Consider the following 24,182-nt stretch of genomic DNA (forward strand, 5'->3'; position numbering starts at 1 on the left):
GGGAGAATCCCGATTCCTATAAAATTAAACGGTATTCAAAAAAATAGAGGCCGAAATCAGGAAATCGGCCTCTATTGAATAAAAAAGGCTGTCTTCAATTATCAAACATCAATATGAGACAGCCTCCATTTTGAATTGGTTTAGCTTTACAGCTAGACTTATTTTTTCTCTTCTTCACTTACTTCTTCGTAATCTACGTCAGAGACCCCATCACCAGTTTCTGAAGAACCTGATGCACCAGTATCGGCCCCTTCAGCAGTGCCGGCTCCTTGGGCTCCGGCCGCATTATACATCTCTGTGGAAGCTGCCTCCCATGCTTTATTCAGCCCTTCCATTGCAGTATCGATTCCTTCAATGTTTTGGGATTGATGTGCGGATTTCAATGTTTCCAGTGCTGAACTGATTGCGGTTTTGTTTCCTTCGGAAAGCTTATCCCCGTATTCTTTCAACTGCTTTTCTGTCTGGAACACTAAACTGTCAGCTTGATTGAGTTTGTCTATTTTTTCTTTTTCAGCTTTATCGCTTGCTGCATTAGCTTCAGCTTCAGCTTTCATTCTGTCGATTTCCTCTTGGGAAAGTCCTGAAGAGGCCTCGATCTTGATCTTTTGTTCTTTGCCGGTACCTTTATCCTTTGCAGATACATTTAGGATACCATTGGCATCGATGTCAAAAGTCACTTCGATCTGAGGTACGCCTCTTTGTGCTGGTGGGATGTCAGAAAGTTGGAATCTACCAATCGTTCTGTTGTCCTTTGCCATAGGGCGCTCACCTTGCAGCACATGGATGTCCACAGCTGGCTGGTTGTCAGCCGCTGTAGAGAAGGTTTCAGACTTTTTGGTCGGGATAGTGGTATTGGATTCGATCAATTTGGTGAATACCCCGCCCATGGTTTCGATTCCCAATGAAAGTGGAGTCACGTCCAATAGTAGCACATCTTTCACTTCTCCTGTCAATACACCGCCTTGTATAGCTGCTCCGATAGCTACTACCTCATCAGGGTTTACACCTTTGGAAGGCTTCTTGCCAAAGAACTTCTCTACTTCTTCCTGGATCTTAGGTATTCTGGTAGAACCACCCACCAAGATTACTTCATCTATATCTGAAGGGCTCAAGCCAGCATCAGCCAAAGCTTTCTTGCAAGGCTCCATTGATCTTCTTACCAGGTCTTCGGAAAGTTGCTCGAATTTGGCTCGGCTAAGGGTTCTCACCAAGTGTTTAGGGCCAGTTTGAGTAGCTGTGATGTACGGCAAGTTGATTTCAGTGGATGCTGAACTGGAAAGCTCGATTTTCGCTTTTTCAGCTGCTTCTTTCAATCTCTGAAGAGCCATAGGATCTTGTCTCAAGTCTATTTGCTCTTCTCCTTTGAATTCATCTGCAAGCCAGTTGATGATCACTTGATCAAAGTCATCACCGCCTAAGTGCACATCACCATTGGTGGATTTCACCTCAAAAACGCCATCACCAAGCTCCAGTACAGAGATGTCAAATGTACCACCACCAAGGTCATACACGGCAATCTTCATATCTTGGTGCTTTTTGTCCATTCCGTATGCCAAAGCCGCAGCAGTAGGCTCATTGATGATACGCTTCACTTCTAAGCCGGCGATCTGACCTGCTTCTTTGGTGGCCTGACGCTCAGAGTCATTGAAGTACGCAGGCACAGTGATCACTGCTTCAGTGACTGTCTGTCCTAAAAAGTCTTCTGCAGTAGTCTTCATTTTCTGAAGGATCATGGCAGAAAGCTCCTGAGGAGTATAGGAACGGTCACCGATTTTAATGGCGACAGTATCGTTTGGTCCTTTTTCTACTTTATATGAAGCATGCTTCTTTTCTTCAGAAATCTCAGAGAATTTCTTGCCCATAAATCGCTTAACAGATGAAATTGTGTTAGCTGGGTTGGTTATTGCCTGACGCTTGGCAGGGTCGCCTACTTTACGTTCTCCGTTTCCGTTGTCAAGGAAAGCCACAATAGAAGGTGTGGTTCTTCTTCCCTCACTGTTTTGGATGACTACAGGTTCGTTACCCTCCATCACTGCCACGCAGGAGTTGGTTGTTCCTAAGTCAATGCCTATGATTTTTCCCATGATTATATGATTTTAAGTTTTTTCAGATTGAGACTCTCCCTGCCTTTCTTCAATGGATGTGCCATCTGGGATTTCGGACGTATTTGTGTCACATTGGCAGAAAGTTGACATGTTGTAGGGAGGAATAACACGGAATTGTCATTTTGCAATGGCTGTCATTATAAAAGCTGACATTTTTTATTGAATTCATTTGATGGTTGCAACCAAATGATCAGGATTTGCATCTATTGATTATAATGAAACCATTTTTTAGGGGAAATATGAATGAGAGATGCCGCTGGTGTCTGGTTGTTTTGCTAGGCTGGGGCATACTGGCTGTCAATAGGGAATTGGGAGTAGTGTGTTCGGTGTGGGGTTATCTGAAAGATTTGGCTTCTGTGGCCTTAAGTTTTTTATCTGAATAAAGCATTTTCTACTAGAGTGCATTATTTTTAGGCCATGCCAGAATCTCTAGTTATCCAAGACCTCTATGTTTATCCGATTAAATCTCTTGCCGGAATACGTCTCTCAAAAGCCAAAGTTGAAGAAAGGGGCTTCGAACTGGATCGACGATGGATGTTGGTGGACAAATCCGGTAAGTTTATCTCTCAGCGTAAACTCCCAATGATGGCGATGATACAGGTGGAAATCGGAGATGATTCCCTTAAGGCATATCACATTTCCCATCCGGAGGATAGGATTCGTATTCCCTTCGATGCTGATAGGGGAGAAATTTCTTCGGTAAAAGTATGGGACGATGAGATGCCTGCTAGATTGGTCAATTCCCAAATTGATGAATGGTTTAGTAAAAAGCTTGGAGTAAGCGTCCGTTTGGTGAAAATGCCTGATACTACAGAGAGGAAAGTGGATCCTAGGTATGCTGTGAATGGAGAATCGGTGAGTTTTGCCGATGGAATGCCTTATTTGATGATAGGCCAAAAATCCTTGGCAGATCTTAACTCCAGATTAGAAGTTCCTGTACCTATGAATCGCTTTCGACCAAACATTGTCTTTTCGGGGGGAAGACCTTTTGTTGAAGATTCTTGGGCTAAAATACAAATCGGCGAGGTGGGCTTTCAAGTATTAAAACCATGCGCCCGCTGTATTATGACTACAGTGGATCAAGACACCGGCATTAAAGCCGCTGAGCCTCTGAAAACTTTGGCCACTTATAGGAAAGTGGGTAACAAAATACTTTTTGGACAAAATATGGTGGCTTTGTCAACAGGGGCTATCAAGGTTGGAGACAAGCTTAAGTCAATGTGATTCTGGGTAGATATCCCTCAATGAAGTTGGGGTAGATTGGGGTGAAAAAGAGAAATCCTGCTTCTGGAGAAACAAGATGACTTTGTGTTTGTGGTTAACTCGTTTATTTGGACTAGTGGAAATCCTTCACCGTCTGAATAAACACCTTGACCATTTCTGGGTTGATATCGGGATATACCCCATGTCCTAGGTTGGCAATATGGCGGGTTCCTTTGAACTGCTCCATCATTTCAACAGTAGCCTCACGCACCTGGTCTGGAGTGCCATAGAGTGCGGCGGGATCCAGATTCCCCTGTAGCGTTTTTTCAGAGCCGATGAGTTTTCTCGACTCTTCGATTCCCATGTTCCAATCCAATCCGATTGTCTCACAATTTAATTTCCCCATTTCTTCTCTGGCAAAGAATGCGCCTTTGGCAAAAACAGTTTTAGGGACTGTGGTAATGGCTTCACAAATCTGTGATATATAAGGCAAAGAAAATTCGGAGTACTGTCTTGGCCCCAATATCCCAGCCCAGCTATCAAAAATCTGTACCAATTGTGCACCTGCTTCAATCTGGGCCTTTAGGTAATTGATCGTGCTGTCAGTGATCATCTGGAGTAGCGTATGAGAAAATCTCGGTTGGGTATAAAGCATTTCCCTGGCTGTGGAGAATGTTTTGCTTCCGTGTCCTTCCACCATATAAGAAAAAATAGTCCAAGGTGCTCCTGCGAACCCAATTATTGGTACCCGGCCGTTTAAAGCTGTCTTAGTGATACTGATCGCTTCAGTCACATACTTGAGTTCTGATCCGTCAGAGACATGTAGTTTTTTCAGGCCTGCCGCAGATCTGACGGTATCTGGGAAAAGAGGACCTCTTTTTTCTACCATTTCATAAGGTAATCCCATCGCTTCAGGTATCACCAGAATATCCGAAAAGATGATGGCCGCATCCACGCCCAACAAGTCCACGGGCTGAATAGTAACCTCAGCGGCAAGCTCCGGAGTCTGGGCAAGTTCTATAAACCCACTGACACTTTCCCTTACTTTTCTGTACTCAGGCAATATTCTGCCTGCTTGACGCATCAGCCAAACTGGAGTTCTTTCTATTGGTTCGCCTTTGGCGGCGCGAAGGAGGAGGTCATTTTTCAGCATGGTGCAAAGATAAGCTCCAATTTATTTTTGGAAGATATAAAATGGATATAAAAAACCGGATCCTGTCTGACAGAATCCGGTTATTCGAGGTAATCAGTTGGTTTAGTCTAATGCGTTATTTCCTAGACTCCACTCGGACGAAGTCTTCTTCGGAAATATTTAGTAGATCCATTGTTCCTTTATAGTCAGAGTAATCTATTCGGGCATTAATTAAATCCGAAGGAATAACGATCACCCTAAAAAGAACTCCATTGGTCCAGTAGGGGTCTAATGCTAAGAAATCTATCGGTGAGTTGTCTAGAAATATGCTGACGTCATTTAAAGTGTAGTCGAAATTATAGACCAATATACCGTCTTCAAAATAGAATGTCTGGGGTAATAGTCTCCACCCCGCTGCATCTTCGGTAGCAGGATTTTCTTCTAGCATATATACAAGTACACCATCCCCATCTTCCAGTGGTTCAGTGAATTCCAGAAAGTTTGCGAAATTATTTGCCTCCGTAAAGTCAACTTCAACTTCAAAAGTTTGGCCAACAATAATTATCCCAGGTTCTCCATCCATACCAGGAGGCCCTTGAGGGCCTGCAGGCCCTTCACAGGCCTGGAAAGCCAACATCCCTATTAGAGCTAGAATTACTAAGTTTATGTTTTTCATAGAATTAATTGTTAAAGAGAATATGGAGTTTCACGAATTGTGCCACTAAATGGTTGGATAAAAAATCCTTAACAAAATTTCACTTGATCGGCGCGATTACATGTACTTCCTCATCAGAGATAATCTTATCGATATAAACGCCGCTAAGCTCCAGTTTATTTTCTTTGGCGAATTCGGATAGTTTCTCCTTAACTGTTTCAGGGCTAGGCATGACCCATTTGTTGCGTTTGATGGTGGCTAGTAGGTGGCTTTTGTTTTCGAAAGTGCGAAATTCCAATTGGGGATCTGGGAGATGTTGGTTGATTCCCACGAAGACGATCATTGTGTCTAATTTGCCTGCAGGTTCTATTTCATATAGGGTATGAAGATGGCTTCCGGGATGAAAGCTCTTTTGTCTTTCCATTTTCTTAAAAACCTCACCCAACTCTTTGTTTTGAGGTGTTCCCCTATAGGTTATCCCAGCTAGATTATTTGGGGGTGATTCGAGCAGTTGTATCTCAATGGGTGTATTTCCACCTAGTTTGCCAAAGCCCCAGTACCCTACAAGACCCAGTATGGATAGGCATACAAGAATTATGGCTACGATTTTTTTCATTCTTAGAAAATATAACGTACTCCTATGCCTCCCTGGCCCTTGATATGCCCTATGCGATCAATCAATTCCAGGAAAAACCCTGCTTCGCCGAACAGAGCTATCGGGACATCATCAAAATAGTATTCGGCGCCTATAAACACTTCTGGGCCAAAATCCACATTGGTACGATTGTCATTTTTGATAATAGAGGAACTGAGCCTGTCAGTGTAGGAGTAGGTGACTCTTGTTGTCCTTAATTGAATGCCTGCTCCCCCGTAAGCTAGAAGATATCCTTCAGTGATCCCGAAAACATCGGTAATATCTTCATGATAGGCTGAGCGTACATTGAAAGAAACTCCTTTATTGGCTCTATGGGAAACATAAAATGCATTAGGCTCAGGCAGGTTACGCTCAAAATCCCTCTGGTAATAGCTTGCTCCGTTTATGCCCGCACTTCCGATCATGCCCTCAATAGAAATGTAATCGGTAAGAAAGTCCTTATAGGTTAAGGAAAGTGGTTCGCCAAGGCGAATTCCAATCCCTCTTTCTTGGGCAATGCTGATAAATGGTAAAATGGCTAAAAGAATGATTATGCTGTATTTCACTTGATATATGGGGTTGGTAATAGAGGTCAACAATAAGGCTAGATGGCCATAGTTTTGAGCTGCATCTGGTGGAGTTGCGTGTAATAGCCTCCTAGCTCCAATAAATAATCGTGGGTTCCGGTTTCTACGATTTCTCCTTTATGCAGGACTATTATTTTGTCTGCTTTTTGAATAGTGGATAGTCTATGGGCGATCACAATAGAAGTTCTTCCCGTCATCATGGTTTCAATAGATTCTTGGATCAGCTCTTCAGTTTCAGTGTCCACAGATGAAGTGGCTTCATCAAGAATGATGATTTCTGGGTTATAGACCATTGCTCTCACAAATGATATCAACTGCCGCTGTCCTACAGACAGTGTAGCTCCACGTTCCATTACATTATAATCCAAGCCTCCGGGAAGGCGTTCGATAAACTTTTTGGCACCGGCCAGTTCAGCGGCGTACATCACTTGTTCGCGGGTGATGTCTGGATTACCTAACGTGATATTGTAGAAAATTGTATTGGAAAAAAGGAAAACATCCTGAAGCACAACTCCGATATGTTTCCGCAGCATAGCTAGTTCAAACTCACGTATGTCGTACCCATCAATGGTGATAGCTCCCTTGTTGATTTCATAAAATCTGGAAATCAAATTAATTATGGATGATTTCCCTGCTCCTGTAGCGCCTACTAGCGCAACAGTCTGTCCGGACTCTACTTCAAAACTGATATCTTTAAGCACATAGTCTTCATCCACATAAGCAAACCAGACATTTGACAGTTTTATGTTTCCTTTGACTTTTGCTGGACTATAATTCCCTTCATTGGCGATATGTTCATCACTTTCGAGGAGTTTGAAAATCCTGGAAGAACTCACTACGCCCATTTGAAGTGTATTGAATCGATCTGCAATCATCCGTATTGGTCGGAAAAAAAGCTGCAAATACATAATGAACGAGATTAAGACACCGATTTCTATATCCATGCCCAATACTCCCACTGCTCCATACCAAACAACCAAGCCTATACCGATAGCCTGGATGATCTCCGCCACAGGAAAATAGATAGAGTAATAAAGTACAGAACGTATGTGTGCCCTTCTATGTTCTTTGTTGATTTCTTTGAACTTTTCGAATTCTCTTTCCTCACGGTTGAATATCTGCACAATGTTCATTCCGGTGATGTGCTCCTGAAGAAATGAATTTAGATTAGAAACCGCATTCCGCACATCATTGAAGGTCACTTTGATCTTTTCTTTGAAGACATAAGTGGATATAATCATTAGGGGCAGGGTGGAGAGGCTGACCAATGTGAGCTTCCAGTCAATGTAAAACATGACCCCAAGGATAGTCACCAACTGAAGCAAATCTCCTATGATAGCAGCCAGACCCTCAGAGAATACATCTGCCAAGGTTTCTATATCAGAGATATTTCTCGTGACCAATCTACCTATAGGTGTGTTGTCAAAGAATTTTAATCTAAGCTTCAGTAAATGCTTGTAGAGCTTCACCCGGATGTCCCGGATGATAACCTGCCCAATCCATCCTGAATAAAAAGTGTGAGCCCACTGCACGAAAGCCTGTAGAATCATCAGGCCGATCAACAGGTATATGATCTTCAAAAGGCCATCCACATCTCCCACTGCAATGTAATCATCTATGGCGACCTGGATGAAGTATGGACGTGTAGGAGCTAAAATAGCGAGTGCTACCGTGAGGAAGATCAGAAAATAGAACTGAACCTTGTAGGGTTTTACAAATCCGTATAGCTGCTTGAGTACTTTCGAATCAACGATTTCTCCGGATGATGATTTTTCTTGTTCTAAGCTCAAGGTAAACTAGTCTAAATATATGTCTTCTGAATATGCAATATGGCTCAAAAATAGCCCACACGCAGGAGCTGATTTTCCCGCCTTTTTCCGATTCCTGGATTCTATAATATCATTCAATTCCTCAGGGTTCATTTTTCCCAGCCCTATATCTACAAGTGTCCCTACGATTGCCCTTACCATTCCACGCAAAAATCGGTTTGCGGTTATATGAAATTGCAATTCACCGTCTTTTTGTTCCCAATGGGCTGATTTTATTTCACACCGAAAATGTTTCACCTCCGTATGTACTTTGCTGAAACATTCAAAGTCCTGATGAGCCATGAGCAATTGCGCGGCTGTATTCATGCGCTCCATATCAGGATTGAAGTAGTGCCTCCACGCAAAATCCTCAGTAAATGGATTTTTTTGTAAGATCATTCTATAGATGTAAGATCTGCTTACAGCACTGAATCGGGCATGTGCATCTGCCCTCACTTTACGAATAGAATTCACTGAAATATCTCTTGGCAATATGCCATTGATGCTCCGGATGAATTTTTCTTTCTCTATTTCCTGGTTTATATCAAAGTGGCAGACTTGCATGCTGGCATGTACACCTGTATCAGTCCTGCCACTGCCCATCACACTGACAGGGGATCTGAAATAGGTGGAGAGTGCGGTTTCCAAGGCTTCTTGTACGGTAAAGGCATTCTCTTGGATTTGCCATCCATGGAATCGGGTGCCTTTATAGCTTATATCCAGAAAATATCTAGTCGTTTCACTCATACGGGTGCAAAGATACTATTCCCATTCAAATCACATGGAGAATCCTACTTTCCTTGGTAATGATGCGATAAGACGTTTTCTTTGCCAAAAAAACTACTATAATGATTCAGCGCGTACAATCAATTTTCTTGCTTCTGGTGGCCATAGCTATGGGGTTGACTTTGGGAATGGGCCTCTGGGTACAGGATATTGGCAGCTCAGGAGGATCCTGGACACTCGATGCTTTTTTCATGAAGCAATTAGATGCTTCTGGAGAAATAATGATTTCTACGTCCAATTGGTATATTGGGGCAATAGCCGCTTTTGTGGGGCTTTTGGCCATTATTTCTATTTTCCAGTACCGTAACCGGGCCCGCCAGATGATGATCAATATGATCAATTCCTTATTTATGGTAGGACTGGTAGCCATTGTGTTTTTGACCACCAATGGTGTCAATAAAGATATAGGGGCTATGGATAATGGAACATATCAAGTTGGTTTCTGGGCGATTCTGGCCGCTATGGTCTGTAATATGCTGGCTAATCGATTTATCAGAAAAGACGAGGCACTGATCAAATCGGTGGATAGGATCAGGTGAAATAGAAGCTAGATCCAAGAATCAAGACATTAGACTTTTTCAGCTCCAAACCTAAAAAGTCAGCAATCGCTGGCTTTTTAGGTCGGCTAACCTGCTTCGCCAGAAGCGGGTTTTACAGTGTGATTTTCTACCAAAACCTTACCCCCACAGTAGGATAGAAAGTTTTGAAGTTTTCGGTACTGATCACTCCGACCTGAATGGAAATGTTTTTGCTCAACTTTCTATTGTAATACGTCTGCATAGTGGTTCCGCTGAATAGTTGGCTTCTGTTTTCATTGATCAAATAACCCACTCCGAAAATATTTCTTCTGGATCTCTCCAAGTTTCCAAATTCCCACGCAAATTCTGCATTTGCAAACCAGTTGCTGTTCACCTTGATGTTGTTTTCTATCCGCTCGGGAAAATAAACCGTATTGGTGATGGAGCCTCCAAGTGAGAAATTACGCCAATTGACAAGTGCTCTGAACCCGACTACAGGCGTAAAATCCCCTCCTGTATAGTCCAATCCGACTGGGAAGGTCAATTCCAGACTATCTATATAAGGCACATATTTTTTCTCAAGCTGATATTTCACATGTTTCAAACCCGTGGAGGAGAAGTTTTCACCAAGTCGGTACGCAATGGTAGTGAACTCTGGGAAATCGGTTGCTTTTCGAAGTAAGGGTTCAAATTCCTCAGCCAGCTCCTCTGCTGAGAATTCTCTGTTGTTAAAGTACAGAAGCAATTTACTTTCATTTGGAAAATCAAATACAAGTGTGTCTGTGATAGGCCAATCCCTGTCCAGCCATTCCTGATTGGAAGTGGAAAGTTTGTTTTCTATTGTCTGGGCGGAGGCTTGAAAAGCACATAGCATTGCCAGGAAAGGAACTAGTAGTAGTCGTTTCATGAGGTTTGTAGTTATAAGATTATGCTGAGTTAGTTTCTTTGAAATCTGATTTTGATGGAGTTACCGGTGGGGTTAGCTCGGCTGAATTGAGAATCCGTTGTGCTTTCTGGAATCTGAGATCCTATAGTAGTTTTAAGTTTTATCCTTTCTTGAAGCCCCCAGGAAATTTGAACTTTATGATAGGTTTGTTTTGGAGCCACATCGGGAGGGGGTGGGATGATGGCTTCTGTTATTAAGTTCTCTTCGATATGTACATCCGGTAATTCTACTGTAGGGACCTCGATTGTAGCGGGCGAAATTCTTGTGATTGATTTTTGTTCAGATACATTCGTAGGCGGTTTTATGGCTTCAGTTTGCTTTGTAGCTCCCACTGCTGGTTCAGTTTCAACAGGTGCGGTTAAGTTGCTGGAATTCAGTTCTGGAGCCTTCACGGTTATGCCAGTGGTCAATGGACTTGTCACATCATTATTATTCCCAAATTCTAGATAAGCTATGCCTATCAGGGCTAAAATCATCCCAATCGAGGCAGCTGCGATGCCGTATTTCCACAATGCAATCATCGGTTTTTTGCGATCCATCTCCTTTTGAATTGAACCCCATAGGTCTGCCTTAGGCATTTTCTCAGGTAGGTTTTTCGCATGCTCCCTTACCTGCGAATCGAAATCTTTCCGTTGCTGAATCTTGCTCCACAAATCCGGTTTTGGGCTATATTCTTTCATGCCTGAAGCAGTTTAGTGATGCGCTTTTTCAAGAGTGTTTTCGCATAATTCAACTGAGACTTCGAAGTGTTTTCTGAAATTCCCAGCATACTTGATGCTTCCCGGTGAGAGTATCCTTCTACAGATAAAAGAAGAAATACCGCTCTCGCTCCGGCAGGCAGGCTTGCTATAGCCTGATCCAGCATCTCAGTATCAAACCAAGAGTCAAAATCTTCACTTGACTCTATTTCTGCCTCTTCTATTGGATCAAAATAGATTTTCTTTTTACTGTATAGGATCGCTTTTCTCACCGTGATCGTTTTCATCCAACCGAGAATTGCTTCAGGTTGCTTCAGCGTATGTATTTTTTGGAAAATTTCCACATAGGCATCTTGAAGTGCATCGTTTGCCTCATCCTCATCGTTGACTATTCTGTAACAGGTTGAGTACAGCATTCCTTTGGTCAACTCAAAAAGCCGGAATTGCGCCGACCTGTCGCCGTATACGACATTTGTGATCAGGAGAGAATCTAGTTTTTGAGTATTCATAAAGGTGCTTCTGTCTTAAAGAGTTGGAAAGTGACAAAAAGGTTGGAATTGAAAATAATATTCTTCAGACTTTGAGGCATTTTAAAAATTCTTTTCGTGCTCTTAGGAAATAGTGTAATTTCATGCTCACCCATTTGAATGAAACTACTAGCATCCTAATTTATGAAATCGAGCATGACTCTAAGCGTCACTTATTTAATGCATGCGAGATTCCATCTACCTGCCGAATTTAGGTAGGTGTGGCTTTTGAAAGAAAAATTATAATCATATGAAACTTGAGACGCTCGCCATACACGGAGGAAATATAGTTACTGATTCTGAAAACCCTGTGATACAGCCAATAACGCTGAGCACGACTTTTATACATCAACCGGAATCCATGATCTATGCCAGAGCAAATAATCCAAACAGGAAGGCTTTGGAGCAGCTGTTGGCTGGATTGGAGAAAGGAGTAGATGCAGCGGCTTTCTCATCCGGGAATGCAGCAGGTGTGGCCGTGTTTCAGGCTTTGGAACCAGGTTCTCATATCATTGCCCCTGATGATATGTATCACGGGCTGAAAAACGCCATTCTATCTATGTTCAAAGGTATAGTGGAGGCCACCTTTGTGGATATGACCGATTTGGAAAAGGTAGCGGATGCTTTCAAGCCCAATACGAAGCTTGTTTGGGTGGAGACCCCATCTAACCCTCTTTTGAAGATTACGGATATAAGTGCTGTTGCTAACATTGCTAAAGAGAAGGGAGCCATACTCGCTTGTGATAATACCTTTGCCACTCCTGTTTTTCAGAATCCTATAGATTTCGGTGCGAACATTGTGATGCATTCCAGCACTAAATATTTTGGTGGGCACTCGGATATTATGGGAGGTGCGCTGATTACTAAAGAAAAGGATGAATTCTGGGAGAAGGTGAAAAATGTGCAGATAAGCGGAGGTGCAGTACCATCACCCATGGATTGTTATTATTTGTGCAGAAGTATCAAGACTTTGCCGTATCGAATGAAGGGCCATGCTGAGCACGCCATCGTCCTGGCTAATTTTCTTTCCACACATGAAGCTGTGGAGCAGGTTTACTATCCTGGTTTGAAAACCCATCCAGGTCATTTGATTGCCGCTAATCAGATGACGGGATTTGGAGGGGTATTATCTTTCCAGATAAAAGGAGAAGCGGCAGATGCAGACCGGGTGATCTCTAAATTGAGATATTTCACCAATGCTACGAGCCTGGGAGGAGTGGAAAGTCTGATAGAGCGGAGAGCTGCCTCAGAAGGGCCAGATACCCTGACTCCCCAGAATTTAATCCGGGTGTCAGTGGGGTTGGAGCATTTGTATGACTTGTTGGAGGACTTGGAAAACGGGCTGAAATAAAGGTGCATTTCTCAATTTTGAGGATTTTCTTTACTGGTTTTTCAAAAACTTCCTATTCCCTTTGCCATCAGTCCTGCCAACAGAGGAATGATAAACAAAAGTAAAAGCTCGATTCTAAGTAGCATTACAATAGCCTTTGGAATAGGCACAACTTCCTCGGGATTGCCTCTTCTGTTTTTGGTAAAAAACACGGTCGGGTAAATCGATAGAATTCCTATCGTCGCAAAAAGTGAGATTTTGATATGGAAGATGAAATTCTGGGTGTAAAATACCGATGGCTTACCAAATCCACCCAGCCAAAGAGTAAGTCCGGCAGCCAATAACGTCAATGCCCCCATACCATATACCCCGTCTATGGCAGCAATACGTTTGATTTCTCTTCGGCTCATTGTCTTCCTCAGCAGTAGATGTTCACATACCAAGGATCCTACGATTGCGAAAATACTGATAAAATGAAGGTAGCGGAGGATGATTTCTGTGGTCATATGATCTTAAATATTCTAGTGCCGTACCTAAAGGCGTGGCTGGTTAGTGTCTGCTTATAGTTTTGCCCAGAGCAAGCCCCTAGCGGGACTTGGGTTTAGGAGATGTTATCGTAAAGGTTAGCAAAGATCGGATTGGCAATAAACGAAAAGGCCCAGCATCGTAGCTTTTTAATCCCTGAACTTGTCTCTTATTGTGAATTTCCCCTTTTGGGGCTTACTAAATTTCAAACTTCATTCTCACCCCGCCCATCCTTCACGATCCAAACTTCTATACTGTATCGCCTCCGCCAGATGTTCAACTTTAATTTCCTCACTTCCAGAAATGTCGGCAATAGTCCGTGCCACTTTTAATATTCTGTCATAAGCTCTGGCAGATAATCCCAACCGTTCCATTGCTGTTTTCAATAGAACCTTGCCGGCTTCATTGATCTGACAGATTTGTTTGACCATATGGGAGGGCATCATGGCATTGCAAAATACCTCAGGGTTGTCCTGAAACCTGTCTTTTTGTCTCTCCCTACCTCTGATCACCCGCTCACGGATATCTTTGCTGGATTCAGTTTTGCGGGTAGAGGTCATTTCGTCAAACTTCACGGGAGTTACTTCCACATGCAGATCTATGCGATCCAGAAGTGGACCAGATACTTTATTCAGGTACCGCTGTACTATCCCCGGCCCGCACACACATTCTTTCTCAGGATGGTTGTAATACCCACAGGGGCATGGATTCATGGAGGCGATCAACATAAAATTGGCAGGGAAGTCCACGGATACTTTTGCCCTTGAGATGGTTACTCTTCGCTCTTCGAGTGGCTGTCGCATCACTTCCAGCACAGTACGCTTAAATTCAGGTAATTCATCCAAAAACAACACGCCGTTATGCGCCAAGGAGATTTCCCCAGGCTGCGGATTGCCGCCTCCTCCGACAAGGGCTACATCTGAAATGGTATGGTGGGGAGAACGAAACGGGCGGTTTGCCAGCAAGGAGCCGTTCTTTCCAAGTTTTCCGGCAACGGAATGGATCTTGGTTGTTTCCAGAGCTTCCACCAAAGTCAGTGGGGGCAGAATAGAGGGAAGGCGCTTAGCAAGCATGGTTTTTCCTGCTCCGGGTGGGCCTATCATGATTACATTGTGTCCACCTGCCGCGGCAATTTCCATTGCACGTTTGATGTTTTCCTGGCCTTGCACATCCGCAAAGTCAAATTCTATGTCATCCAGGGAATGATAAAATATCTCTCGCGTATCAGTCACCAAGGGAGAGATGTCAAGCTCTCCTGATAAAAAATCCACCGCCTGTTGTATAGTTTCCACCCCGATGATATCCAGGTTATTCACAATAGAAGCCTCTTTTGCGTTTTCCAGAGGTAGGATAAAGCCTTTGAAACCTTTTTTTCTAGCTTCAATTGCAATAGGCAAAACCCCCTTAATTGGCCTGAGATTTCCGTCAAGTGAGAGCTCGCCCATAATTACATATTCTCCCAATGCCGGGAATTCTACTTGCTCGGATGCCTGTAAGATACCCATCGCAATGGGTAGATCATACGCAGAACCTTCTTTGCGAACATCCGCAGGAGCTAGGTTGATGACAACTTTCTGCCGGGGCATTCTGAAGCTATAATACTTCAAGGAACTTTCTACCCGTTGCTGGGATTCCTTGACTGCAGAATCAGGAAGACCCACCATGTAGAAACTGGTTCCTTGTCCCACGTTGACTTCAATCGTGATAATATTCGCATCTACGCCTGATACCGCGCTTCCAAAAGTTTTAGCTACCATGTCTTATAAAAAAGAAAATCTGAATGGTTGCCTCAATATAAGGTTTTATGAAAATTAAAGCCTTATCAAAGCCTGAAAATTTACTTCTTCGGTCTCATCGTGAATAGGGTGGCTTAGGGTTTTGGGATTACTTTGTTGTTTTTTGCCCAGTTTTGCCATAGGCTATCCAGTTCTGCGACGATTCCAGGGTTGTCCTCTGCTATATTTTTTGTTTCTGTTTTATCTTCCTTGATAGCATAAAGCTGCCAAGGCTCACTGGCGTCCAAAGTCACTAGTTTCCAATCTTTCGTGCGGACAGATCTCCCCCCTTCATGTTCATTAAAAAGGATGGAGTGTCCTTCCCGTTCATGGCCCTGGAATACAGGAAGCAAACTCTTCCCTGCAATCGGTTTGATTTTATTTCCTGCAAAATCTGAGGGGTATTCAGCACCGGCAGCATCAATGAAAGTTGCCATGAAATCCATCACATGTCCTATTTGTTTGGAAATACTGCCTTTTTCAGTATTTATTCCTTTTGGCCAGAATGCAATCATTGGCGTGTTTGTCCCACCTTCGAAGGATTCCATTTTCCAATAACGAAATGGGGTATTGGAAACATTTGCCCACCGCTGGCCTATTGAGGCAAAAGTCGTTTGTGGGCCAGACATCACATTTTTTTCTACTGGGTAAGCGATTGGCTCACCTTTGCGGGTTTGGCTAGGCCGATCAAAACCTGGGCCGTATCGCATACTACTCTCGGAACTGGCACCATTGTCGCTCAGGAAAACAATCAAGGTATTGTCCAGCTCTCCGGTTTCTCTCAGAGTCTCGATGATTCTACCGATTCCCTGATCCATCCGGTCGATCATTGCGGCGTGCACAGCCATAGCTCTGGCATCAAATTCTTTGTCTGGGTTTTCTTCCCAGGTAAGCTCATCCCCCCATCTTTCAGAGAGGGAATAAGAAGCCTTATCGATAATGCCCAAATCAAGTAGTTTGTTGTAACGCTGCTCTCGGATCGCATCCCAGCCCACTTTGTAGGTGTCTTTGTATTTTTCTATATCCTCTGGCAAAGCATGAAGAGGCCAGTGTGGGGCAGTATGCGCCACGTAGAGGAAAAATGGTTTGTTTTGCTTGGTAAATTCCCTGATATATACTGAAGCCGTGTCATTGATAGCGTCGGTATGGTAATAGTTTTCCGGCACTGCTAGCACGGGTTCAGTGCCATTTACCAAGCTGAAAGGGTCGAAAAAATCCACTACTCCCCAGATGTTGCCGAAGTACTTTTCAAACCCGCGATTGGTGGGGTACTGCTCTATCGGCGAAAAAAGCGGATGCTGTTCCTGATGGTTTAGCCAAGCCAATTGCTTTTCCGGTGTGTCTTGAACAACTGTATTGGATACATGCCATTTTCCCACCATTCCTGTACGATAGCCTGAGCTTTTCAATACCTCAGCTATGGTGACTGCTGAGTTTGAAATATGGCCCCGATAGGCTTCCTGTCCGGTGTCAGTAGTCATATGCCCGATTCCAGCCTGATGGTTATATAGTCCTGTCAGCAAAGATGCACGCGTAGGACAACAGCGTGAGGTGTTGTAAAACTGGGTAAAGCGTATGCCCTGGCTTGCCAACCAATCCAGATTTGGGGTTTCTATTTCTCCTCCAAATGAACCCAAATCCGAAAATCCTAAATCATCTGCCAAGATCAGTATTATATTAGGCCGTTCACTTTCCTTTTCAACCGGTTTTGGGTTGCAGGAAAAAATAGAAATGGCTATAAAAATCAAAACAGGGAAACTATCAGAGTTGATTTTCAAAAATGAGAAACTGTCCATGTTTGTGGCGTTTTTGGGAAAATGTTATTCAGGCAAAGTTCAAAAAAACACGCTTGAGATGATGCTATTTTTTAGTCAATTTCTGAAAAGGAAACTCCAAAGTTTTCTGTTTTGGGAAAAATCCTGTTAAGATTTCCAGAAGGTGACAAAAAAAGGAAACTAATACAAGCTTCCTTTTTCACTGTAATTGAACGATACAAAATCTGGTCTAAGTGATGTTTTGTCTCGGGGGGAGATTGCTGGGATCTGTGTCCGATGGTTTTGTAGGTGATGGCTTTTCTGTAGGAGGCGACTTTTGAGAAGAGGGGATTCGAGGATGTTCGAAATCGTAAATTTTTGCCTTTAATGCATTGGTTTCACTTTCCATTTTTTTGATGGTGGAGGAAAGGCTGCTATAAGCAGCATAGCTACTTCCCCAGGCTGCCAGAAATAAAATCAGACCGATGAGAATGATTGTTACCATGGAATCTGATGTGATTTCTTCCATTCCGAAGAGTCCGCCTAAGGTGTCAAAGGCGATGAAGAAAATAAGAAAAGCACCAAAATAGACCAGTAAGGCTATTTGAAGGAATTGGTGAAGTTTTTTCATGGTTTTTAAAATTAGTTTCAACGAATATACTAAACGGACTGAATACTAGAAAGCTTCTGATATAAGCCTTCTGCTTGCATCAGTTCGCTATGGGTTCCGCGTTGCACAATTTTACCCTGCTCTATGACCAGGATTTCATCAGCATGCTGTATAGTGCTCAAGCGGTGGGCAATCACCAGCGTAGTCCGGTTGCTCATGAGTTTAGTCAATGCTTCTTGGACTAGGTGTTCAGATTCAGAGTCCAGTGCGGACGTAGCTTCATCCAATATCAAAATCGGAGGGTTTTTCAAAACTGCTCTGGCTATGCTTAGCCGTTGTCGTTGCCCGCCGGAAAGTTTAGAACCTCTTTCTCCGATAGATGTTTGGTAGCCTTTCTCCATTTTTATGATAAATTCATGGGCATTGGCAATTTTCGCCGCTTCAATCACCTGGTCTTCAGTAGCATGATTCACGCCAAAAGCGATGTTATTATAGACCGTGTCATTGAATAAAATTGATTCCTGGGTTACGATTCCCATCAGACTTCTCAACTCATGCAGATCAAAAGACTTCAGGCTCTTTCCGTCTAAAACTATTTCACCTTCTGTAGGATCATAAAATCGGGGGACTAGATCCGCGAGAGTGGATTTTCCTCCCCCGGAAGGCCCGACTAGGGCAATTGTTTTCCCTTTTTTCAGGGTGAAATCGATATCCTGTAAGACCAATGTGTCTTGATAAGCAAAACTCACATTCCTAAGCTCCACCGAATCGTTGAATTCGGATAAAGGCTGGGGGTTTTCTGGTGGGAAAATTTCGGTAGGAGTGTCCACTACTGTGAATATGCGTTCAGCCGAAGCGATACCCCGCTGAATGCTGCTCACTGCCCTTGAGATTTCCTTTGCGGGATTCAGCACCTGGGTGAAAATAATGATATAGGTAATGAAGTCAGAAGCACCCAGATCTGAATTTCCGCTAAGAACCAAACTGCCCCCATAGACCAGGATTCCCGCTACTACAAATACGCCTAAAAACTGGGAAATAGGTGAGGCTAACTCATTCTTTCGTGCCATATTTACATTCACCCCGGCATAGAAGTCGGTTTCCCCGTCAAACTTGGACTTCATAAAGCCCTCTGCATTGAATGCTTTGATCACGCGCATCCCTCCAAGTGTTTCATCCAGGATATTGACGATTCTTCCCAGAGATTGCTGACTTTGTACCGCTTTTTTCTTCAATCTTCTGGTAATGCCTCCTATGATGGCCCCAGAGATAGGGATGATCAAAATTGTGAAAAGGGTCAGTTTCACAGACATAAAGAAGAGCACTGAAAAATACAGGATAATGGTCGCAGGTTCCCGGAATACCACACGAAGTGACTGTACTATTGTGTTTTCCACTTCCTGCACATCATTGGTCATTTTTGACATGAGATCGCCTTTCCTTTCGTTTGAAAAGTACCCGATGTGAAGGCTACTTACCCGCTCAAAGATGTCCATTCTCATCCGCTTGATCACAGTAGCGCGGACTTTTGCCAAGACCACGCCTGCTAGATAAGTGAAGAGATTGGATAGGAACACCGAGATCACTATGATGGCACACACATAGTAAAGCGTGCCCATTTTCCCATATTCTTCGGCTACCTGTAGAAAATTGTAATTGAATAAGTGGGTGAAATAATCCACTGAAAAGCTAAAGTCAGGCTTGTTGGCATAGACTGTCAAAGATTCCGGATCTACCTGCTCAAAAATCACATCGAAAAGAGGCTTGAGCAAAGTGAAATTCAACAGGCCAAAAACGATGGAAAAGAAGGCGTAAAATATATAAACAGGCACGAATTTCCCGTAAGGTTTGGCATAGGAAAGAATCCGCAGATAGGTCTTCATAAACTAGTATTCTTGGAATAATCCCGCAAGTTACGCAAAAATGCCAGTGTGGTTTCCCGATTAGTAATTGTAATCCGGGCGGATAAAGTTCCAACGAAAAGCCAACTGAAGGTAATTTGTGGTCTCCGGACTGTCCAGATCCTGGGCGGTTCTCTTGCGGAAAGAAAGGGAAGCATCAATGAAGAAATTATGCTTCAGCATATAGCTGGCATTCAGGTTCGTTTGGATCACTCTGTTTTCTATGCCTTGCCCTATTTCATTCCCGAAAAGTCCTGTAGGACTGCCTTCAAGTCTGTTTTTCAATACATCACCACCCCAATTTGTCTCTGCGTCTGGATCTGCTCCGTGGAACTGATACATTCCCATGAGAGTCAGGTTCAGTCTCGGGAGAGGCTGGTATCGAACAATGCCTATCATTTCACGGAAATTGGCCCCTCTTGGATGAGTGAGCGGAGTACGCCAGTTGCTGTACGATTGGTAATCGACCTTTTCCTGAAAAGTATAAGGTCTTGCGGTGTTAAACTCCAACTGCAAATCCAGATTAGATACTTCAAATACATCCATGTACTTATAGCCGGTCTGAATTGCGTATTTGTTTCGTTTTGAGCCTTTGCCATCCTGCCCAAAAAACTCAGAAAACACGAATTCATCCAACGCAAACTGTCCATAAACCTGCATTCCGGGAAAGAAATTCCACTTCCCATCTATTCCTAACATGACTTTGTCAGGTGTTCCCAGTGACTGCTCCACCCAGCGGTAAAATACAATTGGATTGAAATAGTTGAAGTCGGCCTTATCGGTCATTACGGATTCAAAAAAACCTAGATTGATATTCTTTCCGATGTTGAATCCGAGGCGGTGAAAGGAAAACCACTTTTGGGGATATCTGCCATCAGTAGGGCGACCACGGTCGTAGTCCACATCAGCGGTCATTTGTGTCCAGATGTTGGTCAACTGGAACTTCCATACTCTTGTGTTGAATTTGACAAACATGTATGGATTGGAGAAGTCTGAAAGCAAGAAAGAGCGATAGCCCTCTCCTATGAAATTCCGGTCATGGCCTACTTCTACTTCTATGTGTTTGGTGATATTATAGCTCACATGTCCCAGAGCTGAGAAATAACTGTAGCCGTTATCATTGTATTGCTTCCAAAAACCTTCGCCTGGCACCGCACCGTTATGAACGGCATAGTCTTTTACCCAGCTGGGGAAAAATGCTTCTGAAGTGGTAAAATAAGTGTAGAAACCGACTTTTTTGTCAATAGAACCTCTTAGCACCAATCCTCTGGAAAGTCGGTTTGGATTCTGCTCATTGCTAGGCTCTACCCCCCCATTCAGGTAGATGACCGGACTCAGGTGAATATCAAAATCCTCGCTGTAATAATGTGCAAAATCCCCAGGCCTGCGGTAAAGACCTTTCAGGAATGGCTTTTTCGATTCCGGGGTTTCCTGGCTGACGAATTCCCAGTTGTCCTGACTAAGATAAGCCAGATTGAATTCATCGGATCTGGATCGGGACACAGGCTCATTTGCTATGCTGTCCAGAAACGCTGCCACGTCATCGCGCCGGTAAGGTTTTGTAGCTGTCCGGTACACCGGATTGTTTTGCCCTCGAAGAATGTCATAGCGATCAAGTATGTGATAATAGTCTCTATTATATGGTAAATAACTTCCTTGTGCTTGAGAAAAAAGGGGGATGAGGAATGCCGTTATGAAAAAGAGCAGTTTAAAGCTGATCTGTGGGGTATAAGGTGTTTGCATCAGCTAAATCTAAAAAAGATTCCTGAGATTGAAATACTGGCCAGGAAGTTTGGAAATAAGGAAGTGTAACTATACGATGAGATTCAAATCCCAAAAAGTAATCCTGAAGTTCGTGAAAAAGTGGGGTTTTAGAGGGGAAAGTTTCTTTAATTTGTCTTTCAGAAACTACTTTTAAAACCTTTTGATCAATTGAAATAGAAATACTTGTCAAAGATTTTGCGGATAATGTGAAAAAGGGTAACTTTGTGCCTCATTTGAAAAAGGTACTATATAACTAGCAATAATATGAAAGCTGATATCCATCCAAACTACAGAGACGTCGTTTTCTACGACACGTCAAGCGAGTTTAAATTTCTTACAAAATCGACTATCGAAACAAGCGAGACTATCACTTGGGAAGATGGAAAAGAATATCCTTTGTACAAAGTGGAAGTGAGCTCTCAGTCTCACCCGTTCTATACAGGTAAGAAAATGATGCTTGATACTGCGGGTCGTGTTGAGAAATTCAACAGAAGATACGCTAAGAAGTAATTCTTATAATCTCAGGCTAAAAAGTCTCCCGGAGCATGGATTCCGGGAGACTTTTTTATTTTTGCCTCATGGATTCAATTTTATTGTTCGATGATCCCGCCATCCGCGGTTCATTGCTTCCTTTTACTTTTACCAGACCTGTGGGGGATATCCGTGTAGGGATACTAAAAATAGCTGAGAAGTGGGAGTTGATTACAAAAAGTACTGTCTCTTACCTCACCCAGGATTACTTACAGAGCAAATTTCCTCGAAAATCGGGGAATGCTTTAGCGATAAACGGTGCATGGCTTCCAGACAGCCAAAGTCTGAGTATTATAAAAGCGCTTGCTCCGAATCAGGTACTTTATTCCGGAAAAACACTTATTGCCGCTTATATAGGTGAAACAGAAAAAAATCTGAGTGGGGTGAAGGGTAAAGAAGTCATTCAGATGGAGGCTACTCCTTCACTTCTGTTGAAGACCTGGAATATTTTTCAATGCAATGGGACTGAAATCCGAAAGGATTTTGAGCTGGTTACCAAAGGCAGGAAATCTGCACCAATCAATGATCCGCACACGAAATTGTATTCACCCCAAAACATATTTGTGGAGGAAGGAGCGGTCATCCGGGCCGCTGTTCTGAATGCCGATGGTGGACCAATCTATATCGGTAAGAATTCAGAAATCCAAGAAGGAAGCATTATCCGTGGCCCTTTTGCCCTTTGCGAGAGCTCCACAGTGAACATGGGGGCAAAAATAAAAGGGGATACTACCATAGGCCACCATTCCAAAGTAGGAGGGGAAGTGTCCAACTCTGTGATTTTGGGCTATAGTAACAAAGGGCATGACGGATTTCTCGGCAATTCCGTGATCGGTGAATGGTGTAATATGGGAGCGGATACCAATACCAGTAATTTAAAGAACAATTATTCTCCTGTGAAGCTATGGGATTATACCATTGGGAATTATTCCAACACGGGTTTGCAGTTCTGTGGGCTAATGATGGGGGATCATGCCAAATGCGGCATCAATACCATGTTCAATACAGGCACTGTGGTCGGAGTAGGTACCAATGTGTTTGGTCCGGGCTTTCCACGTAAATTTATACCTTCCTTTGCCTGGGGTGGAGAAGAAGGGTTCTCAACCTTTTTATTTCCGAAGTTTCTGGAGACGGCAAAAGCCGTAGTGGCAAGAAGAGGTTTGGAGCTGGATGCAGAAGAACAGAAAATCCTGCGGGCAATTTTCGAACTATCTAGAAACTATAGAATTTGGGAAACCACACCCTAATCAAATAATCCATGCAATTCGCAGCTATACCGGGACTGCCCGAAACCAAAGAGAACCTGATCAACGCCGTCAAGAACAATCATTTGGCGCATGCATTATTATTTCATGGGCCTGAGGGCTCGGCTAATTTGACGATGGCTTTAGCGCTGTGTACTTATTTGTACTGTGAAAATCCAGGGGTCACTGATTCATGTGGCACCTGTGTCTCCTGTCAGAGAATGAGCCGTTTGGTTTTGCCGGATCTTAATTTTGCCTTTCCCACCATCGCCACTACCAAGGAAGATGATAAGGAGGATGATGAAAAAGTGGATCTATTGACCAGCTGGAGAAAGTTTGCTACCGAACAGCCCTATGGCAATGTTCACGATTTTATCTATTTCAATAACTTCGAAAAGAAACAGCTGAATATTTCCAAGGGTGCGGCGCGCAAGATAATCCAGGCACTTTCGCTTAAGTCCTTCGAGGGAGGATATAAGATAATGATGATCTGGGCGCCGGAATTTCTTCACCCCTCAGCGGCAAATGCCCTGCTGAAGATCTTGGAGGAGCCTCAGCCAAAAACACTTTTTATACTGGTGACGGGCCATGCGGATCAGTTGCTGACGACGATCCTTTCCAGAACGCAAAAAGTGACCATACGTGGGTTTTCAGATGAAGAGGTTAAACACCATCTCCTGGAGAGAGGATTGTGTGATGAAGCCTCGGCAGATCAGATAGCCATGCTTGCAGACGGGAACTTACGCGAGGCTTATAGAATGGTGGATCAGGTGGAGGATCTGCAGGTGAAGAAAATCAGAGAATGGTTTTTGTTTTGTTATAAAGCGGACTTCAAAAGTATTTTTAGTCTAGCGGATGATTTTCATAAATCTGATAAAGAGGCTCAAAAATCACTTGTCTTGACAGGCTTAAATGTGCTTCGTGAGATTCTTTTGAAAAACGCGGGACTTGATGAGTTGCTACGGACACATGATGAGGATAGGACTTTTGTCAATAACATCAGCGGGAAAATCCTTAAAGAAGAGCACGTAGGCAAGCTTTACGGAGTTTTTAACATGGCACATTATCACTTGGAGAGAAATGGAAATGCCAAGTTTATCTTTACTGATCTATCCATGAATGTGACACGATTGATGGCGAAAATCAGCTGAT

Annotated in this window: 23 protein-coding genes; 6 read left to right on the forward strand and 17 right to left on the reverse strand. The window is 43.3% G+C overall.

The window, feature by feature from the left end:
• Positions 1–158: 158 nt before the first annotated feature.
• Positions 159–2,084, reverse strand: coding sequence for a molecular chaperone DnaK (gene dnaK, locus LZF95_RS22075; protein ID WP_233757444.1), 1,926 nt, complete (start codon positions 2,082–2,084; stop codon positions 159–161).
• A 438-nt stretch (positions 2,085–2,522) separates the two neighbouring features.
• On the opposite strand from dnaK, the gene LZF95_RS22080 reads away from it, so the two are divergent.
• The gene (locus LZF95_RS22080) at positions 2,523–3,329 is read left to right on the forward strand and encodes an MOSC domain-containing protein (RefSeq protein ID WP_233757445.1); all 807 of its coding nucleotides are present in this window, start codon (positions 2,523–2,525) and stop codon (positions 3,327–3,329) included.
• A 112-nt stretch (positions 3,330–3,441) separates the two neighbouring features.
• Here LZF95_RS22080 and hemE read toward each other — a convergent pair whose 3' ends face one another.
• The 6 genes from hemE to truA form a co-directional block, all read right to left on the reverse strand.
• Positions 3,442–4,461: a uroporphyrinogen decarboxylase gene (gene hemE / locus LZF95_RS22085; protein WP_233757446.1), complete on the reverse strand. Its 1,020-nt coding sequence runs from the start codon at positions 4,459–4,461 to the stop codon at positions 3,442–3,444.
• Positions 4,462–4,576: 115 nt separating this feature from the next.
• Positions 4,577–5,116 (reverse strand): hypothetical protein, encoded by a 540-nt coding sequence (locus LZF95_RS22090; protein ID WP_233757447.1) that lies wholly within the window; start codon positions 5,114–5,116, stop codon positions 4,577–4,579.
• Positions 5,117–5,195: 79 nt separating this feature from the next.
• Positions 5,196–5,711 carry a hypothetical protein gene (locus LZF95_RS22095; protein ID WP_233757448.1) on the reverse strand — a complete coding sequence of 172 codons (516 nt, stop codon included), beginning with the start codon at positions 5,709–5,711 and terminating at the stop codon, positions 5,196–5,198.
• A gap of 2 nt (positions 5,712–5,713) precedes the next feature.
• A complete protein-coding gene (locus LZF95_RS22100; protein ID WP_233757449.1) occupies positions 5,714–6,295 on the reverse strand; it encodes a hypothetical protein in 582 nt (193 codons plus the stop codon).
• A gap of 38 nt (positions 6,296–6,333) precedes the next feature.
• Positions 6,334–8,106 carry an ABC transporter ATP-binding protein gene (locus tag LZF95_RS22105; protein ID WP_233757450.1) on the reverse strand — a complete coding sequence of 591 codons (1,773 nt, stop codon included), beginning with the start codon at positions 8,104–8,106 and terminating at the stop codon, positions 6,334–6,336.
• Between the two features lie 6 nt (positions 8,107–8,112).
• The gene (gene truA, locus LZF95_RS22110; protein ID WP_233757451.1) at positions 8,113–8,871 is read right to left on the reverse strand and encodes a tRNA pseudouridine(38-40) synthase TruA; all 759 of its coding nucleotides are present in this window, start codon (positions 8,869–8,871) and stop codon (positions 8,113–8,115) included.
• Positions 8,872–8,972: 101 nt separating this feature from the next.
• Here truA and LZF95_RS22115 point away from each other — a divergent pair, with 101 nt between their 5' ends.
• A complete protein-coding gene (locus LZF95_RS22115; protein ID WP_233757452.1) occupies positions 8,973–9,449 on the forward strand; it encodes a DUF4293 domain-containing protein in 477 nt (158 codons plus the stop codon).
• 127 nt (positions 9,450–9,576) lie between these two features.
• Here the strand turns inward: LZF95_RS22115 and LZF95_RS22120 are convergent, their stop codons facing one another.
• Genes LZF95_RS22120 through LZF95_RS22130 form a run of 3 tightly spaced genes read right to left on the reverse strand, consistent with a single transcriptional unit; the run spans position 9,577 to position 11,581 of the window.
• On the reverse strand, positions 9,577–10,335 hold the full coding sequence (locus tag LZF95_RS22120) for a hypothetical protein (protein ID WP_233757453.1): 759 nt from the start codon (positions 10,333–10,335) through the stop codon (positions 9,577–9,579).
• A 29-nt stretch (positions 10,336–10,364) separates the two neighbouring features.
• Positions 10,365–11,054, reverse strand: coding sequence for a hypothetical protein (locus LZF95_RS22125; protein ID WP_233757454.1), 690 nt, complete (start codon positions 11,052–11,054; stop codon positions 10,365–10,367).
• Positions 11,051–11,581: an RNA polymerase sigma factor gene (locus tag LZF95_RS22130; RefSeq protein ID WP_233757455.1), complete on the reverse strand. Its 531-nt coding sequence runs from the start codon at positions 11,579–11,581 to the stop codon at positions 11,051–11,053. Before LZF95_RS22130 ends, LZF95_RS22125 begins: the two co-directional genes overlap by 4 nt.
• A 268-nt stretch (positions 11,582–11,849) precedes the next feature.
• Between LZF95_RS22130 and LZF95_RS22135 the strand changes: the two genes are divergently transcribed.
• Positions 11,850–12,950: a PLP-dependent aspartate aminotransferase family protein gene (locus LZF95_RS22135; RefSeq protein WP_233757456.1), complete on the forward strand. Its 1,101-nt coding sequence runs from the start codon at positions 11,850–11,852 to the stop codon at positions 12,948–12,950.
• 41 nt (positions 12,951–12,991) lie between these two features.
• Here LZF95_RS22135 and LZF95_RS22140 read toward each other — a convergent pair whose 3' ends face one another.
• From LZF95_RS22140 to LZF95_RS22170, 7 genes are all read right to left on the reverse strand, one after another.
• Positions 12,992–13,435: a DUF2214 family protein gene (locus tag LZF95_RS22140; RefSeq protein ID WP_233757457.1), complete on the reverse strand. Its 444-nt coding sequence runs from the start codon at positions 13,433–13,435 to the stop codon at positions 12,992–12,994.
• Between the two features lie 237 nt (positions 13,436–13,672).
• The gene (locus LZF95_RS22145) at positions 13,673–15,211 is read right to left on the reverse strand and encodes a YifB family Mg chelatase-like AAA ATPase (protein WP_233757459.1); all 1,539 of its coding nucleotides are present in this window, start codon (positions 15,209–15,211) and stop codon (positions 13,673–13,675) included.
• A gap of 113 nt (positions 15,212–15,324) precedes the next feature.
• Positions 15,325–17,025 (reverse strand): arylsulfatase, encoded by a 1,701-nt coding sequence (locus tag LZF95_RS22150; protein ID WP_233757461.1) that lies wholly within the window; start codon positions 17,023–17,025, stop codon positions 15,325–15,327.
• A 208-nt stretch (positions 17,026–17,233) separates the two neighbouring features.
• Positions 17,234–17,614 carry a hypothetical protein gene (locus LZF95_RS22155; protein ID WP_233757462.1) on the reverse strand — a complete coding sequence of 127 codons (381 nt, stop codon included), beginning with the start codon at positions 17,612–17,614 and terminating at the stop codon, positions 17,234–17,236.
• A 29-nt stretch (positions 17,615–17,643) separates the two neighbouring features.
• A complete protein-coding gene (locus LZF95_RS22160; protein WP_233757463.1) occupies positions 17,644–19,476 on the reverse strand; it encodes an ABC transporter ATP-binding protein in 1,833 nt (610 codons plus the stop codon).
• 60 nt (positions 19,477–19,536) lie between these two features.
• Positions 19,537–21,237, reverse strand: coding sequence for a hypothetical protein (locus LZF95_RS22165; RefSeq protein ID WP_233757464.1), 1,701 nt, complete (start codon positions 21,235–21,237; stop codon positions 19,537–19,539).
• Complete coding sequence (locus LZF95_RS22170; protein ID WP_233757465.1) at positions 21,203–21,448, reverse strand: hypothetical protein; 246 nt, start codon at positions 21,446–21,448, stop codon at positions 21,203–21,205. The genes LZF95_RS22165 and LZF95_RS22170 overlap by 35 nt, the downstream gene beginning before the upstream one ends.
• 74 nt (positions 21,449–21,522) lie before the next feature.
• Between LZF95_RS22170 and LZF95_RS22175 the strand changes: the two genes are divergently transcribed.
• The 3 genes from LZF95_RS22175 to LZF95_RS22185 all read left to right on the forward strand — a co-directional run bounded on the left by LZF95_RS22175 (position 21,523) and on the right by LZF95_RS22185 (position 24,181).
• Entirely contained in the window at positions 21,523–21,768 is a 246-nt protein-coding gene (locus LZF95_RS22175; protein WP_233757466.1) for a type B 50S ribosomal protein L31, read from the forward strand.
• A gap of 68 nt (positions 21,769–21,836) precedes the next feature.
• On the forward strand, positions 21,837–23,033 hold the full coding sequence (locus LZF95_RS22180) for a GlmU family protein (protein ID WP_233757467.1): 1,197 nt from the start codon (positions 21,837–21,839) through the stop codon (positions 23,031–23,033).
• Positions 23,034–23,044: 11 nt separating this feature from the next.
• Positions 23,045–24,181 (forward strand): ATP-binding protein, encoded by a 1,137-nt coding sequence (locus tag LZF95_RS22185; RefSeq protein ID WP_233757468.1) that lies wholly within the window; start codon positions 23,045–23,047, stop codon positions 24,179–24,181.
• Position 24,182: the final 1 nt, after the last annotated feature.

This window comes from Algoriphagus sp. AGSA1, from assembly GCF_021390545.1.
Lineage (GTDB): Bacteria > Bacteroidota > Bacteroidia > Cytophagales > Cyclobacteriaceae > Algoriphagus.

Coding starts and splice junctions, on each gene's coding strand:
- dnaK (WP_233757444.1), bottom strand. CDS start 2,084: ATGGGAAAAATCATAGGCATTGACTTAGGAACAACCAACTCCTGCGTG.
- LZF95_RS22080 (WP_233757445.1), top strand. CDS start 2,523: ATGCCAGAATCTCTAGTTATCCAAGACCTCTATGTTTATCCGATTAAA.
- hemE (WP_233757446.1), bottom strand. CDS start 4,461: ATGCTGAAAAATGACCTCCTCCTTCGCGCCGCCAAAGGCGAACCAATA.
- LZF95_RS22090 (WP_233757447.1), bottom strand. CDS start 5,116: ATGAAAAACATAAACTTAGTAATTCTAGCTCTAATAGGGATGTTGGCT.
- LZF95_RS22095 (WP_233757448.1), bottom strand. CDS start 5,711: ATGAAAAAAATCGTAGCCATAATTCTTGTATGCCTATCCATACTGGGT.
- truA (WP_233757451.1), bottom strand. CDS start 8,871: ATGAGTGAAACGACTAGATATTTTCTGGATATAAGCTATAAAGGCACC.
- LZF95_RS22115 (WP_233757452.1), top strand. CDS start 8,973: ATGATTCAGCGCGTACAATCAATTTTCTTGCTTCTGGTGGCCATAGCT.
- LZF95_RS22120 (WP_233757453.1), bottom strand. CDS start 10,335: ATGAAACGACTACTACTAGTTCCTTTCCTGGCAATGCTATGTGCTTTT.
- LZF95_RS22125 (WP_233757454.1), bottom strand. CDS start 11,054: ATGAAAGAATATAGCCCAAAACCGGATTTGTGGAGCAAGATTCAGCAA.
- LZF95_RS22130 (WP_233757455.1), bottom strand. CDS start 11,581: ATGAATACTCAAAAACTAGATTCTCTCCTGATCACAAATGTCGTATAC.
- LZF95_RS22135 (WP_233757456.1), top strand. CDS start 11,850: ATGAAACTTGAGACGCTCGCCATACACGGAGGAAATATAGTTACTGAT.
- LZF95_RS22140 (WP_233757457.1), bottom strand. CDS start 13,435: ATGACCACAGAAATCATCCTCCGCTACCTTCATTTTATCAGTATTTTC.
- LZF95_RS22145 (WP_233757459.1), bottom strand. CDS start 15,211: ATGGTAGCTAAAACTTTTGGAAGCGCGGTATCAGGCGTAGATGCGAAT.
- LZF95_RS22150 (WP_233757461.1), bottom strand. CDS start 17,025: ATGGACAGTTTCTCATTTTTGAAAATCAACTCTGATAGTTTCCCTGTT.
- LZF95_RS22155 (WP_233757462.1), bottom strand. CDS start 17,614: ATGAAAAAACTTCACCAATTCCTTCAAATAGCCTTACTGGTCTATTTT.
- LZF95_RS22160 (WP_233757463.1), bottom strand. CDS start 19,476: ATGAAGACCTATCTGCGGATTCTTTCCTATGCCAAACCTTACGGGAAA.
- LZF95_RS22165 (WP_233757464.1), bottom strand. CDS start 21,237: ATGCAAACACCTTATACCCCACAGATCAGCTTTAAACTGCTCTTTTTC.
- LZF95_RS22175 (WP_233757466.1), top strand. CDS start 21,523: ATGAAAGCTGATATCCATCCAAACTACAGAGACGTCGTTTTCTACGAC.
- LZF95_RS22180 (WP_233757467.1), top strand. CDS start 21,837: ATGGATTCAATTTTATTGTTCGATGATCCCGCCATCCGCGGTTCATTG.
- LZF95_RS22185 (WP_233757468.1), top strand. CDS start 23,045: ATGCAATTCGCAGCTATACCGGGACTGCCCGAAACCAAAGAGAACCTG.